Raw genomic sequence first — 15,184 nt, forward strand, 5'->3', positions numbered from 1 at the left:
AGGATGGCCGAGACGGAAACACAAGAAAAAGAAACTCAAATACCGACCAACCTCCGCCTCCTGCTGATCCTCGAGGAGGTGGCGCGGCGTGGCGTTTCCGTAAAACCATCGGATCTGATTGAGGCATTAGGTCTGGCCAAGCCAACAATTCACCGTCTGCTGCAAACCGCAGAAGCCGAGGGGTTTCTGCAGCGGGATCTCGATGGCAGATCATATGGCCCGGGACACCGGCTGCGACTGCTATCGGTCAACACCATGTCGTCCGAGCATTTGCGCACTGCACGACTGGCGATCTTGCGCAGTGTGGCTGAAACTGTTGGCGAGACATGTAATCTCGCCATTCCAGACCGCGAGGGCATGATCTATCTCGACCGGGTGGAAACGAAGTGGCCCCTGCGAATTCAACTGCCGGTCGGGACACAGGTGCCCTTCCATTGCACGGCCAGCGGCAAGATGTACCTGTCCACACTACGGCAAAGAAAGCTGGATGGGTTTCTTTCGGCAGGACATCTACAACCACAAACCGAACGCTCGCTGACCGATCCCAAGGCATTGCGATCGGAGATCCGACGTATCTCTGAGAATAGTTATTCCACCGATGACGAGGAATTCATGACCGGAATGACTGCCCTAGCAGTACCCGTTCAGGATGGACAAGGCCGATTGGTAGGCACGCTTTCGGTTCACGCGCCGACACAACGTCATGACGTCAACAGTCTGATGTCGTTTCTGGGCATACTTCAGAAGGGAGCGAAGCAGCTTTCGGCTCTTTTGAGCGAGTGACTAATGCTTCAGATGACAGTCAAAGCGTGATTTTTTTCACCAGCTGCGAATTCGATCATCGACCGGTTTGGAGAATTCTGCACCAGAACGGATGAGAGCGCGATAAAAGTTCCGTGTATTCCGTTCGTTCAACTTTGCAGAGTCGACATTAGCGCACCGCTGCCATTCCTAGCTAGCGCAGCATCTGTCACTCTGGGCTCTAACCAGTTCCTGGCAGTACTACGCGTGTACGTCCGCTCCCCACCCAACCCGCCAGCACCAGCGACCAGTCTTCAGCCCCCGGAATCGATCGTCAGCGGTCGTCTTAGCGGCAGTGAACGGTTGATCTAGCAGTTGGAAATGCCCGTCGCAGAGCTTAGCGAATTAACCATAAGCGTACAAATTTCGCTCGGTTCGTACAAATCGATGTCAATAAGTTTGTCTACTCACACCGTATCGAAGATTCACCATCATTTGTGTGGTTCCATTGGAAGCGCGGAAAACTAGTTTCCCTTAGAATATTGCTGCTGGCTTTTTTGTATCGAGCCGCGGCTGGTTGATGCAAAGGCCGATTCTAGGGTTCGCTCCAGATATGTTGGTTCCGTTCCCAGATCTTCTCGCCAATCAGGCAGTCTGAGGGTGAGGCAAGTTGCGCCTTCATAACCTCTCCTATTGCTGGCGCTGACCCAATTTCCAGTACCAATTTTCTTCGTACGCCCTCCGCAAAGCCCTGCCAGTCAAGCACCGGGACTACGAATGAACCAGGTCCGCCTGTCACACAGTTCTGGTAGTAGACGTCAAGATCGTCGAAGTGCCACTGACTCCCCATACCTTCGCGGGCCATCAGCGGTAACCCATTTATAATAATCGACTTCGACAATACTGCCTCACGGGCCCGCAAAACCAGGCGGAAGTTGCGAAACATCAGCCGCTGCAGCTGGTGAGGTCCAAACAAGGCCTGAAGCAAGCACAATCCCGGAAACCAAACCTTTCAACTGGCGCACTATTTGGGAAGCTGGTTGGAAGGTAGCATCAATTGCATTGATCATACCTGTAGTCCCCGTACTCCAGCCAGTTTGCCGAGCCTTCGCTAAAAATCAGAAATTCGGACCTGTCTTCCCCAAGCAGGGCGACGACAAATCCGGCCGGTGGCTCAGAGTATCCGAAGTAACTGTAGGCCGTCATGGCTCTGATCGACTCGCCGCTGACTGCCACTCGCGCGTCCCACTCCCCCTCCGGGTTTTCCAAAATCATGGGTTCGATCACGCGTTTTATCGCACCGCCTCCACAATAGACGATGCCTTCGGGTGCTTCATAGGAGGCTCCCTGGCTGGCATCCGAAGCGCATTCAGAACGAAGGGACCGAATTGCCGCGCGGGAACCTTTTAAGTCGAAGATTCCATAGCTGACATCTTGATCAATCATCGACAAATTAACCGATGCATTGGCCGCAAGCTGGTCCAATACAAAACCATAGTCCTGCTGACTATTGAAACTGATCTCGACGGGATAATTGTCAACGATCTGCAACACAGCGTTTTCAGCGCCAACCTGAAATGCCCCAACCTCGGTGGTGCCGTTCTTCAAAAAACGAAAGGAAAGCCCTTGCTTCTCCGCAATGTCCTGGCTGTCCTCATATCCAGCTGGAGCAAAGCGAATACGGTTACACTGAAGCTCTAGCGTCATGTTTCCGGTCTGAATAAATGCATTGGGATTAGGCCCGGAACTGAACGACCACTCCGCCGATGCTGTGGTCGCCATTGCCATCATTAGCGTTCCAATGGAAATCGGTCTGAAACTCATTTTCTCTCTCCATGGTGTTGCGGTTTGCACTTTCATTCAGCAGAGATTCCGACCTGTTGCCCCCACAGCGAGGTCAGGAAGCAGGTGCGCCGTATTCGTTTGCGCCTTCTTGGGAAGGTCGTGTCAGCCACCAGATCATCAGAATCGACAGAACGAATTGCAGAATTGAGACAACGACAATACCGGTCAAGCCCAGGACTGCCGCGGGTCCTCGCAATGCATCGGGGTTTTCGGTCCCTTGCTCCAATACCGAAAAGAACGCCACCCCACCCAGCATAACAAAAAGCGTTGTAATGCTGAGCGCCATCGGCAGCAGCAAGTACCAACCAGGTCGTCCTGTATCATGCAGCCTCCGCCAACCGGCGGCTAGCATTGGTATGAGAACGGCCAGTTGAAAAACAGAGGACAGAACCCGAGATCCTTGGCCTGTTTCGGGGTTTGTCCCGAACAGGATCGAATCCAACCCGGCAAAAACGGCACTTACGAGAACCACAAACAAGAAGAACCACCAGTATTCTGTGCGTATAGCCCGCCCGGAGAACTGGAAGTATTTCGAGAAACACGTTTTAACTGCTTCACCGAATCCCATCTTTCATTCCTTTCTCAGTTTCTGTGCGGTCTCAAAACATTTCGCCGCTCAGGAGAACACACTCTCCCCTCTGGGTACTCCCACTTACCTTTTTGTTTGAAAGCAGAAGCCTATCGTACGAGAGCGTAAAGAAGTTTACGCGCGGAAAAAATGTTGATTTATGAAAAAATATATTCGAACATACGAATTCGACACAACTTTTTTTACCTCCGTTGTTGTCGCTGTCGCCCGATCTACCGGGCCCTTCCGACTGCTGGAGTGAGTGCCGGCGGTCGGAAGGCACTTCACAATAATCTGGCTTGGGAGAACACGATGCTCAGACTTAACGTACTCGCCCTCTCTCCCAAGTTCGCTCTAGCTTTTACCAGTGACGTCATACGGCCATCACACGTTGTTGGCGGCCTCGGTAGTCAACGTAATGTCGTTCTGCCCCACAAGCCCCCCGCGGCAAGTTTTTGGGAAAGGTAGTCAAAGGATCGAGGTGTGTTCTGTTGGCTGCACAGACGCAAAAGCTTCAAACATGCGCATCCAATTTCACTAATTTCAAAGGAACCTGAGGGAGAAAAAAAATGACTAACAAGAAGGTTATGATTGCAGGCATGACATGTTTCGCATTGCTTGCAGCCTGCGACGACACGAGTACGTCCAGCGCGTCCGCCGAGCTCACGCCCGCTCAGCAGGCATGTTTACGGGATGTAGCCAACGCGACGAACAATTCGCAAGTCGTGGTGCTCTCATCTGCGTTTAGCGAGGCGGGAACACAAGTTACTGTCGGCGTAGGTGAGGATCGCGCTCCGTGGAATTGCATTGCCTACAGTGATGGCGCGACAGCTGGTATCGAGTTCCTTGGCGACGAAGGCGCATTGTAGTCTGTTTGCTGTGTATCTCGAAAGCACCAGTCGTGATCAAATTTGAATAACGGCAAGCTTAGACATTCAAACCTCGTAATAGGATTGGGTTTTAACATGCTCAATCATGCTAAGGTTGTAGAAAATGCCCGTAACCAACTCGGTTGTAATTGCGATCATTTGCACTTTTGTGGCCATTGTTTCAGTTCCAAAATACAGCATTGCACAAACTTGGGACATAGCATCACAGCACTCTGTCAGCGGCGTAACGGTGTATGATTCAGATGAGCTGTTAACTTTTGCCGGTCAGTTGGCCTTTGATCGGTCAGGGCGCATCACAGCGGTGGAGGTCGCATCAACGATCACGCAGATCTACCGAGAAGACGGCTATTTTTTGGCTGAGGCCTGGCCTGGCCCCGATGGGCAGAGCATTGTTGTTGATGAAGGGCGTATTCAAACCATCGAAATTGAAGGTGTAGATACGCGCACGTTCCAAACCTTGGAAAAGATCTTTCGCCCCCTCACCACCGCATATCCAATAACTCTCAAACAATTTGAGCGGGCGGTTATGTTGGCTGAGGACATACCTGATTTGGAATTGTCGACCGAACTTGATTATCCGGATCAGGCAGGTGCCAGGCTGAGAGTATTGGGAGAGCCTCTGCGCAAACAAGCCGGGAGTGCGACACTCGACAACCCTCCGCGTGAGCTTGGAGAAGCGCTCAGCTTCTATGTCGTACAAGAGTTTTATTCGACGCTGACCGTCGGGGATTTACTGCGCTTTGAGGGATCAGGCAATTACAATTGGGACAAAGACGACGAACACTCTTTGTGGGGCGCTGTTACCTATCGCACGCCGCTGAACAGCAATGGTCTCTACGGTGAGATTTTCTACGGAAACATAAACGCAAAACGTGACCTCTCGGGGGATTTTGCAAGAACGGATATTGACGGCGAGAACTTCACCGTCGCGATGGGTTACCCCGTGATCCGCGATGTAGCCCGATATGGATATTTTCTGCTGGATTATCGCCTTTCAAAAGCGGACTCAGTCAGTGGCGGCGTTCCATTGTCCAGTGACGCGAGCGTTGTTGGTCTTACGTATCTTTACGGGCAAAACTATCCAAAAGGGCAAGCTCTGGAAGCGGGGCTAACCTTATCTTTTGGTGACAATGACAATGACACGACAGACGCAAATTTTGACGACGGAGACTCTTCGTTCTGGCATCTGCGGGGTGGCATCGGATACGAAAGCCCACTAACGGCTTTGGCACCCAACACAGCTTGGCGCACCGAGATCTGGGGCCAGTTCACAACCGACCGGCTGCCCTCGGTCGAGGAGTACTTCCTTGGTGATCGTTATGCTTTGCGCGGATATCGTTTCGACGAAGTAGACGGTGATTCCGGGATTTCCGCGATTTTCGAAGTGTCGCACTCCTACTTTCCAAGTTCCCAAAGCATTCATCGCTTAACGCCTTTTGTCTTTTTCGACGTGGGCTACATCTCGAACAATGACCCAGCGAGTTTTGAAGTTGATAATGCTACACTGGCTTCGACAGGTCTGGGTTTGGACATCGAGTTTAAGCAAAACCTTTTCCTGTCCGGATATGTCGGTGTCCCTTTGAGAGATGGCCCTTTGACCGACTCAGGCGATCCTGGCGCGTATCTTGCTCTGACAACAAGTTGGTGAGGATGTTATGAAACGGAACTGCATTGTTTTACTTACCGCAGCTTGTTTGGTCGCAGAGCTGGCCGCTACACAGGTCGTCGCGCAGGGAAATCATTTTGGGTGGTGCCGTGGCGTAGGGAATCCGCACCAGTCTAGCCAAGGATGTGGGCAGGCCGGTGGGCAAGGGGCAGGCAATCAAATTACCGGCCCAACGCAGCCGGTGGCAAATCAGTTGCCGCCTAAAGGAACACAGCAAACGCCCACATCAGTTACTGTTCCAGTCCTTGCGCCGGGCGCGGTCCCGAACGCAATTCCCGGTCAGGTTCCTATTGCGACACCAATAGCGGTTCCAGGTCAGGTTCCCACGCCGGTCCTAGCGCCGACCCTAGTTCCGCCTTTGACACCAAACGCGACACCAAACCGGGTTCCGACAGCTGTTCCAAATCAGGTTCCCTCATTGGCTACCGGTCCTACCGCGGTGCCGCCGCAAGTTCCGACTGCAACTCCCAATCAAGTTCCGATAGCTATCCCTGGCCAGGTTCCGCCTCAAGTTACTGGCCCGACGGCTGTCCCGCCCCTTGTGCCAACAGCAATACCCAACCAAATACCAGTCGCAGTGCCTGGTCGTGTTCCGCAACCCAGCGGCACTACAGCGACGCCACCGCTTGTCCCAACCGCAACCCCCAATCAGGTTCCCACCGCGGTTCCTGGCCAGGTTCCACAGTTGACACCAAAACCTACGGCAACTCACGTGGCCGTCCCAGGACATCCGAAGCCACAAGGCGTCGTGACAATCATGCGCCCAAAGCCGAGGCCGACAACCGGTACTGTTCAGCAACCTGGCACAACACAAGTGACCCACCATTTAACCCACCAAAGTAATTCAAAGAAACACGATCACGTCGCAGCAACACCTGGACGGCATGACCCGCACGACCTGCCGAGGTTCCGCAGCGCGGCGGCCAAGGAAAACTGGGAATGCGTTGCCAGCGGATTTGGACAGCGCCGGTATGACGCTGGGCGGGGCGTGTTACTGAACAACGGAGCATTGCGGCACCTCGGGAACGTGGACGCAATGGCTCGTGATGTACCAGCACGGCACCCGAAGCATTCCGGATGCATTATCTCGGTCAAACGAAAGCAGCGCTGAAGCTCGCTGGGTAGGTTTTGCTCGGGTAATGAGATTAATCGACCAATAGTTCGTCAATTGTCATCTGGATAATTGGATTTCGTATTGCCTTTAATCCCTGGCGCTTACGTTGGCTGATGTAGCCCAACAATGCTCCGTACCCAAATTTACTTCAAATAGGCCAACAATCTAAAGTGCCGCACTTCCACGAAGAGCCTCCGACCATCTGGGCCGGTCAAATTAGGCAAGCGAAACTTTGAACGGTAACTTTGCAAAGTCAGCTTTCTGTGTAAAGCCGCCGTTAGCAACGACAGTTGCTGCAATCGCGGCGAATGTCGACTCAGTGGCCACCTGCTCAATGCCCGCTTCGGTTTGCATGAAGATCGCGGCTGGGAATATTTCTACAAATAGCCGCGTCGCGCCATGCTGTGGGCTCAGAAGTCACTTTGATTTTTTCCGGGAAATCGTGCCAAATTGTCCGAAAGCCGCCGCGCTGCTAAATCAGTTCTTTGTATTCCTACTTTTCACCAAGCGGTTGTCTCGGCACACAGCTTCGGGCAATGCAAAACACACTGGTGGATGTAATGGTAGATACACAAAGCAGATATCAGATCAAAGCCTTGATATTGAATAATTTATCTTAGCTAAATGGTGCCCGGGGGCGGAATCGAACCACCGACACGAGGATTTTCAATCCACTGCTCTACCCCTGAGCTACCCGGGCACGGATACGGCTTTTGCCGTTGGGTGGAGGCGTTCTATGACTTGCTACTGGCAGTGTCCAGAGGCTTTTTTACATTTTTTCAATGTGGGCGTGGCATCTCAGTTTCAGTTGAAGAAACATCCTGTTCAACGTCTTCTTCACGCTGCGAAGGAACCGCGTAAGACCCGTTCAGCCACTTGGCCAAATCAATGTTTGCACAGCGTTTCGAACAAAAAGGACGGAATTGAGACACCGTTGGTTCGTGACAGATCGGACAGCTCATTTCAGCACCTCCGCAAGGGAAATCCGGCCGCGTTTGCGTTGCAACTCATAGTGACCCAACGGGGTCCATCCTGCCAGAATCGTCTCGATCGGATCAGACTTGAATGCAGATCGCAAAGCGGCTTCGAAACCGCGCCGGTCTTTCTTGGGCATTGGAGCGAGGTCGAGCGTGATCTGCCCCCCCAACCCACGGACACGCAATGCACGTGGCAGTGCTTTTGCGCAGGCGAAATTGGCCTTGGTTCCGGCGGCCATCGAGGTGTCTGAACCCGTGTTTACATCTACGGCCACCAGGGCGCGGGTGGGCTGGATATAGATGTGTCCGCCCCCGGCCAATGGTTCTGATATTCCGCCCGCCTGATCCAATGCATCCAAGACACCATGCGCCTCAAAGGCGCCGGGCTCGGTGACGACCTCGGCCGGGTCGGTCCAGTCGCGCCAGGCCAAAACATGCGGCCCATCACCTGCGAGCAGAACCTCAGGCTCGGTACCGGGATCGTTCATCACAGCATCGGCATGAGCCAGCATGACGCCGATATCTTCAGCAATCTCTTGGGCATTCTCGCCCTGACAGCAGGACCGCAGGATCAACCCGTGTTCGCTGCCCGCCATCGCCTCATGTGCAATTTCCAGCAAGCGGTCGCGTTCATCCTCATCCCGGATACTGCGCGAGATATTCAGGCCAGGCGCATCCGGTGTGACAATCGCAAAGCGGCTTTTAAACAGCACGCGATCCGTCACCGGCAGCGCCTTTCCGGGTTCGACAAAACCGGTCACCTGGACCAGCTTGAGCTCTCCGGGGGCCAATCCTTTGACCTGTCGCAAAAAGGCCTGGCCGTCCGGCGTGGCCAGAAACATCCCACCCTGCCCCTTGACCGGGCGATCCGCCCGCGCCCGGTAGATAGTACCGGGTGCCGGGGCTTCGGAAGCAATCAGGAAATCGTCAAGCTTTCCGTCCACCATCAACGCCGCTGCCTCGCGGTTGTTGATGTGGTCTAAAACGATGGTACGCCCCTTCATAGTGCCTCGCGATACAAAGGATAGCCGATGCCCTGCAGCAAAGCGGCAGTCTCGGATAATGGTAGTCCCACGATGCCGGTAAATGAGCCGGAAATCCATGGGATGAACGCCCCTGCAGGCCCCTGGATTGCATATGCACCGGCTTTGCCTTGCCAGTCACCGGTTGCCAGATAGGCATTGATCTCAACATCCGACAGGCGCTTGACCTTGACCTGAGACACCACATCGCGTTGCGATATGCGGTCGCCGCGCCGAACCGCAACCGAGGTAATCACCCGGTGCCGCCGTCCAGACAGAGCGTGCAGAAACTCGGCCGCCTGACCTGCATCTTCAGGCTTTCCCAAGATGCGCCGACCCAGCGCGACCGTGGTGTCCGCACAAAGTGTGACATCATCGCTTTCGGCGGGAACAGCTTGCACCTTGGCGCGTGTGATCCGGTGGCAGTAGGGCACCGGCAGCTCACCTTTCAAAGGCGTTTCGTCAATGTCCGGGGCGCGGATGGCGTCGGGCTGCACACCAAGCTGCGCCAGCAGGTCCAGCCGCCTTGGACTGCCCGATCCAAGAATAAACGCCATGTGTGGGGCGTTACTTAAAGCGATAGTTGATCCGACCTTTGGTCAGATCGTAGGGGGTCATCTCGACTTGAACTTTGTCGCCAGCCAGAACACGGATGCGGTTCTTGCGCATCTTGCCTGCCGTATGTGCGATGATCTCATGGCCGTTTTCCAGCTCGACCCGAAACGTCGCATTAGGCAGGAGTTCCTTCACGACACCGGGAAATTCGAGCGTATCTTCCTTGGCCATGTTGTCTCCATAATTACGTTGCACCCGCAGAATCTACGGGGATGTGCGCCTAAATGAGCCTATTTGGGGCTTATTTCAAGGGCGTATTCACCTAAAGAGAGGATATTGTGACTGTTTCGACTCGACCGCACTGCTCGTCCCAATGGGCGCGGTTCAACACATGGCCATCCCGGCGCACATTGGCGATCGTTGTCAGGTCGACGTCGGCATAGGTCCAGCCAGGTTGGTTCAGCGCACCCTCTGCTAACACTCCGGTCGCGGGAAAACCCTTGTCAGGTGGACCAAAAATACCACCCGTTCCTGTATTCATATCTACCGCATCGGACCATTCGTTTTTGCCCACCAGAGACGCCATGACCGTAACACATTGGTTTTCCAGCGCACGCGACATAGCCCCGATGCGGACACGCCAGTACCCTGCCAACGCCTCGGTGCATGAGGGAACCAGGATTATATCCGCCTCACTTAGGGCTCTGCCCAGCAAGGGGAATTCACTGTCATAGCAGATCAGGATTCCGATTTTTCCAAGTGGGGTATCAAACAATTTTAGTGGTCCGCCCGGCGCGATATCCCAGTCTTCGCGTTCAAAGCGGGTCATGATCTGTTTGTCCTGATGGTCAAACGTCCCGTTCGGAGCGTAGAGCACAGCCCGGTTTACCGGACGGCCTGACCCGTCAATCACCGGAGCGGATGCGCCCAGGATGTAGGTCTCATGTTCTTGAGCCAGACGCGAATGCAGGGCCTGCACGTCCCCCATCCGATCTGAAACAGCACGGATCGAGCGTTCCAGATCACCCGCTACTTCGGCCCCGTCCAAAGTCGACAATTCCATCGCGCCATACTCGGGGAAAACGAGAAGATCTGCCCCCTGCCCTGCGGCATCCGAGACCCAGCGGGCCAGCTTATCTTCATACTGCGCCCAGTTTTCGAGCCAGTCGAGGTTATAGGCGGCGGTGGCAGCTTTCATGGAGTAACTTTCATTGCGCTGGTTTGGCGAACACTAGTTGAGGGCGCCCTGAAAAGTACAGGCACATATGTGCATATACCGGCCCAGCAAGGGATTGTGAGTTGGCATCTCAAGCCCGAAATGGCTAAATAAGATTAGGAGAGTTGCGATGCAAAACCGGGAAAGTTTCGAAAAGTTCTATTACACAAAGGTTGGCATGGGAGAAGCCTGCGGTTGCGCCGAACGGATTATCGACGTGTACGAATTCAACCGAACGGGTGGAGCGCTAACAAAATCAACTCCGAGACAGCAAAGGCGGAAACGCCGGTCAATCAGGGCTTGGGCCGTAAAATACGGCCTTCTTGGGCGCAAACGTCAGCCATAAAATCTAAGCCGTGATATCCCTGATCCAAAACTGCAACGGCTTCAGCGTCTCGCCTTCTTCGCCGATATCCCTCCACGAAAACTGCGCAACAGCGCCAGGCAACGGCTCATACTTCCGCGCGCTCCAAAAAGCATCCAGCGGGCGGTAGGTATCAGGCCGCATCGGGTGATCGGTCGTGCGTTGCACACCGCAAAAGGCGCATTTGGTGAAGCCAAAGTTGCGCGCATGGGCTTCGCGCAGGTCAAAGAACCTATGCCCCACGCCCTGCCCGCGATAGTTGGGCAGCAAGACGGATTCGGCGCAGTAGAAGATCTGGGACAAGTCCAGCCCAGAGCCATCGAAGGCCGCCGCGAAATCGGCGGCATGGTCGACTAGCGGGGCGCCGGTCGATGCGCCGATCAGACGATCCCCGTCAAAGGCACCAACAACGATGGATCTGTCGCTGTCACGGTAGGATTGCAGATATTTCCGCTCGTATTCCAGATCGCCGTCATAAAGATACGGCCATGCCCGAAACACCTCGATCCGCAAGCGAGCGACGTCATCCAGAGCCGCCTCAAGCGCCGCCCCGGTCAAGGCGCGAACGCCTGTGACCTCAGCCATTCGAGACCTGCTTGGTCCAGTCGGCCAGGTTGTAAAAGGTGGTGACCCGCGTGATCTTGCCATCCTTCAGGTCAAAGAACGACCCGGCTGGTAGGCGGTAGGTCTGCCCGCGTGCTTTGGGCAGGCCTTCATCCGTCTCAAGATAGGTGCCGTTCACGATGAATTCAGCGGCGGCACGGGTACCGCCATCGGCCGCGAACACAACGATATCGGTGAGGTTCTCGCGATAGCAGCGGTTCATGTGGTCACAAAAAGCTGCGAATTTCTCTTTGCCCACTCGTATCTGGCCTTCGTTCACATGATGGGCCACGTCGTCGGACAAACAGGCCAGCATGCCGGTTACGTCCCCGGCGTTGAAGGCTTCGAAATAGGTTTTGACGGTTTCGTTCATGGTCACTCCGTTGGTTCACCCCAGCGGTCCTTCAGATGCTGAATGATCTGATCGCGGGTCTGTCGGTAGTGATGTAACTTTTCCTCGCGGCTTTCGCCCAGCCCGGTAGGGTCCATTATTGGCCAATAATCGACATCCAGATGAAAAACCCGCGTCAAATCCAGCGCACGGCGCTGGCTGGCCGGCGACAGCGCTACAATCAGATCGAACGAGCTGAGGTCGTCGCCCCATTCCTGCATTTCATCAAACGACCGGGACCGGTGACGTGAAAGCTCGACGTCGATTTCATGACAGACCGAAATGCAAAAGCCATCGATCTCAAGATCGTTGTGCACCCCGGCGGATTGCACATAGGTGCCGGTGCCATAAAACTTCTTCATGATGCCTTCGGCCATCGGAGATCGGACCGAATTGTGGTCGCAACAGAACAAGATGGACTGCGGCAGAGACGTCACCCGTCACCCCCCGAAATGCAATACGCAGATCAACGTAAACAGGCGACGGGCTGTGTCTGAATCAACTTCGGCCTTGCCTTCCAGACGTTCCTGCAACACCCGACTGCCTTCGTTGTGGATACCGCGCCGGGCCATGTCGATGGTTTCGATCTGGCTGGGCGGCAAAGTCTTTACGGCGTCGAAATAGCTTTCACAGATCTGGAAGTAGTCCTTGACCACCTGCCTGAATGGTCCAAGGGACAGATGGAACTCGGCCGCTTTTTCTTCGGCTTCGGTGGCAATGTCGAAGACCAAACGCTTGTCACGGATCGAGAGTTGCACATGATACGGCCCTTCCGGAACCACACGATCATCGCGTTTGGGCAGCGCGAAAGCGTTATCCTCAAGCAGATCATAGATTGCCACTTTGCGCTCCTGCTCGATCTCGGGTGTCGGCGGGGGCAAGTTTCTATCATCCAGTTCGATGTGCGAAATTCGGGTCATGGTCGTTTGGTCCGTTCAGGTCGGGACAGACTTATCCCAATGGAAATAAATGGGCAACGCAGTGACGGGCCGTCCGACGAAAATCGTCAAAGCGGGTGTTCGGACGGATCTATTCCGTGTTTGCGCAACAGCGTATCGACCAGTGAACCAGAGTTGATTTGGCGGCCAAGAAAGATCTTTCGGAACCAGGATCCAAAAAAATGGACAGACATCTGTTGGTCCCACTTCAGAAAATCCAGTTTGGAAAGGTCGGGGTCATTCCAAAGGCCGCGATATCGCAATGGGATAGGATAGAGGACCGACCTGTGCACAGCCATCTCATGCTCTGGTGTGCCATAAAGAAAGTGAAACAGCATGGGCGGACCAAAGCTGAAAATTGGCAGGCTCCAATAGGTCGACCCGTTGAACATTTGGCTGTAGGTTTCCTTATGCTCTTGTGTCCACCATGGCGGCACCAGATCGCTGTCAAAAGCATATTTGCACATGGCTTGCAGCCCCGGACTGTCGCTGGGCAACGCAAGTACACCGTTCATGATCCGTTGTTTCTTGAGGTTCGCATTCGGAAAAAGATACCCGTTCTTTGTCTCGAATGGCCGGACCGCATAAGCATCCGCATCGGCCCAGATATAGTCGGTTTTTTGCATCAACTGCAGACGGAAAAGATCTGCATGAACGGCCACGGATCGAGTTATCGGATCGCGGTAGATCTCGGGAGTATCATAAATTTCGCGGGCATCGCGCGGCTCGATATAATCCGGAATGTCTTCAAGATCGCCATAGTGATAGACGATTGGCTTCTGGTCGACATCGGCGAAGGACTTCAGGCACAGATGTTCCAAAAAGCTAAAGCGCTTACCGATCCAGAGGGTCGCCACACGTTCCAAATCAACCTCCTTTAGATCCGGTCGCACACAAAGAGCGCCGCAATTTGCCCCTTGACTTCAAGCCCTATCGGAGAAAATCGGATGAGGTAATTGCAGGTGTGACCCTCTGACCATAGGTGATCAACCGTTCAATCGTTTCAACCGTGCGGTCACGGACAGCCCGTGCGCCTCGAGGCTTTCCGACTGCGCAAGTTGCTCTGCCGCTGGCCCGATTGCCCGCAGGGCTTCGGGTGTCATCTGGCTGAGAGTCGTGCGTTTAAGGAAATCCATCACACTCAGACCGGAAGAAAAACGCGCCGACCGGGCGGTGGGTAGGACGTGATTAGGCCCACCAACATAATCCCCGATTGCCTCGGGCGTGTACTGACCAAGAAAGATTGCACCTGCGTGAATTGTCTTTTCGCTCAGAGCGACGGGATCTGCGACGCATAGCTCAAGGTGTTCCGGGGCAATTCGGTTCGACAGAGAGGCTGCCTCATCCAGACTGCCCACAGTGATCACCGCACCAAAATCGCGCCAACTGGCCCCGGCTATGGCCCGGCGTTGCAGGGTTTCAAGACGTTTTTCCACGGCTTGCGCCACGGCCCGTCCAAAATCGGCGCTATCCGTGATCAGAATGGATTGAGCACTTTCGTCATGTTCTGCCTGGCTGAGTAGATCCAGTGCAATCCAGTCGGGGTCGTTGTCTTTGTCAGCAATAACCAGAATCTCGGACGGTCCCGCAATCATGTCTATACCGACCTTACCAAAGACTCGGCGTTTGGCGGCAGCAACAAAAGCGTTTCCGGGGCCTGTGATCTTGTCCACCGCTGCGATGGTATCTGTTCCATAGGCCAGTGCCGCAATCGCCTGCGCCCCGCCGATGCGATAGACCGTAGTCACGCCTGACAGGCGTGCGGCCAAAAGGACCAGAGGGTTCGCCTGACCGTCTGGGGTGGGCACGGCGATGGCCAGACGCTCGACCCCTGCGACATTGGCCGGGATCGCGTTCATCAGAACCGACGACGGATACGAGGCCAGCCCTCCCGGCACATACAGCCCCGCCGCAGACACTGCGGACCAGCGCCAGCCAAGGGTCGCCCCGGCCTCATCCGTCCATTGGTGATCGGCGGGCATCTGTTTCTCGTGATAGGCCCGGATGCGTTCGGCTGCCAGTTCGAGCGCCTGACGATCCGCGTACGAGACCAGCGCAATGGCGGCGTCGATTTCCTCTGCCGAAAAAGCCAGCGTATCCGGTGTCAGCTCTAACCGGTCGAATTTGGCCGTCAGTTCGATTACCGCCTCATCCCCACGGACCCGCACATCGTCAATGATCTGCGCGACGATGGCATCCACATCCGGGCTGTCTTCGCGCTTGGCCGACAGCAGGGTCTGAAAAGCCGCGTCAAACTCGGGCGACGTGGTGTCTAGAAAAACGGGCATGATCTG

General features: G+C 54.7%; 18 protein-coding genes and 1 tRNA gene. 3 read left to right on the plus strand and 16 right to left on the minus strand.

Annotation, left to right across the window (positions count from 1 at the left end):
• Positions 1–3: 3 nt before the first annotated feature.
• On the plus strand, positions 4–783 hold the full coding sequence (locus AC2FHX_RS08355) for an IclR family transcriptional regulator (protein ID WP_496678596.1): 780 nt from the start codon (positions 4–6) through the stop codon (positions 781–783).
• Positions 784–1,336: 553 nt separating this feature from the next.
• On the opposite strand, the gene AC2FHX_RS08360 is transcribed toward AC2FHX_RS08355, so the two are convergent.
• From AC2FHX_RS08360 to AC2FHX_RS08370, 3 genes are all read right to left on the minus strand, one after another.
• The gene (locus AC2FHX_RS08360; RefSeq protein WP_496701161.1) at positions 1,337–1,687 is read right to left on the minus strand and encodes a DUF1194 domain-containing protein; all 351 of its coding nucleotides are present in this window, start codon (positions 1,685–1,687) and stop codon (positions 1,337–1,339) included.
• A gap of 107 nt (positions 1,688–1,794) precedes the next feature.
• Positions 1,795–2,565: a hypothetical protein gene (locus AC2FHX_RS08365; protein ID WP_496701163.1), complete on the minus strand. Its 771-nt coding sequence runs from the start codon at positions 2,563–2,565 to the stop codon at positions 1,795–1,797.
• 73 nt (positions 2,566–2,638) lie between these two features.
• A complete protein-coding gene (locus tag AC2FHX_RS08370; protein WP_496701165.1) occupies positions 2,639–3,154 on the minus strand; it encodes a DUF805 domain-containing protein in 516 nt (171 codons plus the stop codon).
• Positions 3,155–3,723: 569 nt separating this feature from the next.
• On the opposite strand from AC2FHX_RS08370, the gene AC2FHX_RS08375 reads away from it, so the two are divergent.
• Both AC2FHX_RS08375 and AC2FHX_RS08380 read left to right on the plus strand, forming a co-directional pair.
• Positions 3,724–4,023: a hypothetical protein gene (locus AC2FHX_RS08375; RefSeq protein WP_496701167.1), complete on the plus strand. Its 300-nt coding sequence runs from the start codon at positions 3,724–3,726 to the stop codon at positions 4,021–4,023.
• A gap of 124 nt (positions 4,024–4,147) precedes the next feature.
• Complete coding sequence (locus AC2FHX_RS08380) at positions 4,148–5,692, plus strand: ShlB/FhaC/HecB family hemolysin secretion/activation protein (RefSeq protein ID WP_496701169.1); 1,545 nt, start codon at positions 4,148–4,150, stop codon at positions 5,690–5,692.
• Positions 5,693–7,040: 1,348 nt separating this feature from the next.
• Here the strand turns inward: AC2FHX_RS08380 and AC2FHX_RS08385 are convergent.
• The 13 genes from AC2FHX_RS08385 to hisD form a co-directional block, all read right to left on the minus strand.
• Positions 7,041–7,178: a hypothetical protein gene (locus AC2FHX_RS08385; RefSeq protein ID WP_496692253.1), complete on the minus strand. Its 138-nt coding sequence runs from the start codon at positions 7,176–7,178 to the stop codon at positions 7,041–7,043.
• A 271-nt stretch (positions 7,179–7,449) separates the two neighbouring features.
• A tRNA-Phe gene (locus AC2FHX_RS08390) sits at positions 7,450–7,524 on the minus strand.
• Positions 7,525–7,603: 79 nt separating this feature from the next.
• Positions 7,604–7,786: a DNA gyrase inhibitor YacG gene (locus AC2FHX_RS08395; RefSeq protein WP_496701171.1), complete on the minus strand. Its 183-nt coding sequence runs from the start codon at positions 7,784–7,786 to the stop codon at positions 7,604–7,606.
• A complete protein-coding gene (locus AC2FHX_RS08400; protein ID WP_142639006.1) occupies positions 7,783–8,805 on the minus strand; it encodes a ribonuclease E/G in 1,023 nt (340 codons plus the stop codon). Before AC2FHX_RS08400 ends, AC2FHX_RS08395 begins: the two co-directional genes overlap by 4 nt.
• The gene (locus AC2FHX_RS08405) at positions 8,802–9,380 is read right to left on the minus strand and encodes a Maf family protein (protein ID WP_496692242.1); all 579 of its coding nucleotides are present in this window, start codon (positions 9,378–9,380) and stop codon (positions 8,802–8,804) included. Before AC2FHX_RS08405 ends, AC2FHX_RS08400 begins: the two co-directional genes overlap by 4 nt.
• A gap of 10 nt (positions 9,381–9,390) precedes the next feature.
• On the minus strand, positions 9,391–9,609 hold the full coding sequence (gene infA, locus AC2FHX_RS08410; RefSeq protein ID WP_005978431.1) for a translation initiation factor IF-1: 219 nt from the start codon (positions 9,607–9,609) through the stop codon (positions 9,391–9,393).
• A gap of 91 nt (positions 9,610–9,700) precedes the next feature.
• The gene (locus AC2FHX_RS08415; protein ID WP_281973619.1) at positions 9,701–10,576 is read right to left on the minus strand and encodes a carbon-nitrogen hydrolase family protein; all 876 of its coding nucleotides are present in this window, start codon (positions 10,574–10,576) and stop codon (positions 9,701–9,703) included.
• A 367-nt stretch (positions 10,577–10,943) separates the two neighbouring features.
• A complete protein-coding gene (locus AC2FHX_RS08420) occupies positions 10,944–11,543 on the minus strand; it encodes a GNAT family N-acetyltransferase (RefSeq protein WP_496701173.1) in 600 nt (199 codons plus the stop codon).
• Positions 11,536–11,934: a ketosteroid isomerase-related protein gene (locus tag AC2FHX_RS08425; RefSeq protein WP_496701175.1), complete on the minus strand. Its 399-nt coding sequence runs from the start codon at positions 11,932–11,934 to the stop codon at positions 11,536–11,538. The genes AC2FHX_RS08420 and AC2FHX_RS08425 overlap by 8 nt, the downstream gene beginning before the upstream one ends.
• Positions 11,935–11,936: 2 nt before the next feature.
• Positions 11,937–12,389 carry an arsenate-mycothiol transferase ArsC gene (locus AC2FHX_RS08430; protein ID WP_142639018.1) on the minus strand — a complete coding sequence of 151 codons (453 nt, stop codon included), beginning with the start codon at positions 12,387–12,389 and terminating at the stop codon, positions 11,937–11,939.
• 3 nt (positions 12,390–12,392) lie between these two features.
• On the minus strand, positions 12,393–12,872 hold the full coding sequence (locus tag AC2FHX_RS08435) for a UPF0262 family protein (RefSeq protein WP_142639020.1): 480 nt from the start codon (positions 12,870–12,872) through the stop codon (positions 12,393–12,395).
• An 86-nt stretch (positions 12,873–12,958) separates the two neighbouring features.
• Positions 12,959–13,756 carry a hypothetical protein gene (locus AC2FHX_RS08440; protein WP_496692237.1) on the minus strand — a complete coding sequence of 266 codons (798 nt, stop codon included), beginning with the start codon at positions 13,754–13,756 and terminating at the stop codon, positions 12,959–12,961.
• A 120-nt stretch (positions 13,757–13,876) separates the two neighbouring features.
• Complete coding sequence (hisD, locus tag AC2FHX_RS08445) at positions 13,877–15,178, minus strand: histidinol dehydrogenase (RefSeq protein WP_496701177.1); 1,302 nt, start codon at positions 15,176–15,178, stop codon at positions 13,877–13,879.
• Positions 15,179–15,184 lie beyond the last annotated feature (6 nt).

It is taken from the genome of Ruegeria sp. CDSC042 (assembly GCF_059610745.1).

Bases quoted from the DNA above. Each gene is read 5' to 3' on its own strand.
- AC2FHX_RS08355 (WP_496678596.1), top strand. From the start codon at position 4: ATGGCCGAGACGGAAACACAAGAAAAAGAAACTCAAATACCGACCAAC.
- AC2FHX_RS08360 (WP_496701161.1), bottom strand. From the start codon at position 1,687: ATGTTTCGCAACTTCCGCCTGGTTTTGCGGGCCCGTGAGGCAGTATTG.
- AC2FHX_RS08365 (WP_496701163.1), bottom strand. From the start codon at position 2,565: ATGAGTTTCAGACCGATTTCCATTGGAACGCTAATGATGGCAATGGCG.
- AC2FHX_RS08370 (WP_496701165.1), bottom strand. From the start codon at position 3,154: ATGGGATTCGGTGAAGCAGTTAAAACGTGTTTCTCGAAATACTTCCAG.
- AC2FHX_RS08375 (WP_496701167.1), top strand. From the start codon at position 3,724: ATGACTAACAAGAAGGTTATGATTGCAGGCATGACATGTTTCGCATTG.
- AC2FHX_RS08380 (WP_496701169.1), top strand. From the start codon at position 4,148: ATGCCCGTAACCAACTCGGTTGTAATTGCGATCATTTGCACTTTTGTG.
- AC2FHX_RS08385 (WP_496692253.1), bottom strand. From the start codon at position 7,178: ATGCAAACCGAAGCGGGCATTGAGCAGGTGGCCACTGAGTCGACATTC.
- AC2FHX_RS08395 (WP_496701171.1), bottom strand. From the start codon at position 7,786: ATGAGCTGTCCGATCTGTCACGAACCAACGGTGTCTCAATTCCGTCCT.
- AC2FHX_RS08400 (WP_142639006.1), bottom strand. From the start codon at position 8,805: ATGAAGGGGCGTACCATCGTTTTAGACCACATCAACAACCGCGAGGCA.
- AC2FHX_RS08405 (WP_496692242.1), bottom strand. From the start codon at position 9,380: ATGGCGTTTATTCTTGGATCGGGCAGTCCAAGGCGGCTGGACCTGCTG.
- infA (WP_005978431.1), bottom strand. From the start codon at position 9,609: ATGGCCAAGGAAGATACGCTCGAATTTCCCGGTGTCGTGAAGGAACTC.
- AC2FHX_RS08415 (WP_281973619.1), bottom strand. From the start codon at position 10,576: ATGAAAGCTGCCACCGCCGCCTATAACCTCGACTGGCTCGAAAACTGG.
- AC2FHX_RS08420 (WP_496701173.1), bottom strand. From the start codon at position 11,543: ATGGCTGAGGTCACAGGCGTTCGCGCCTTGACCGGGGCGGCGCTTGAG.
- AC2FHX_RS08425 (WP_496701175.1), bottom strand. From the start codon at position 11,934: ATGAACGAAACCGTCAAAACCTATTTCGAAGCCTTCAACGCCGGGGAC.
- AC2FHX_RS08435 (WP_142639020.1), bottom strand. From the start codon at position 12,872: ATGACCCGAATTTCGCACATCGAACTGGATGATAGAAACTTGCCCCCG.
- hisD (WP_496701177.1), bottom strand. From the start codon at position 15,178: ATGCCCGTTTTTCTAGACACCACGTCGCCCGAGTTTGACGCGGCTTTT.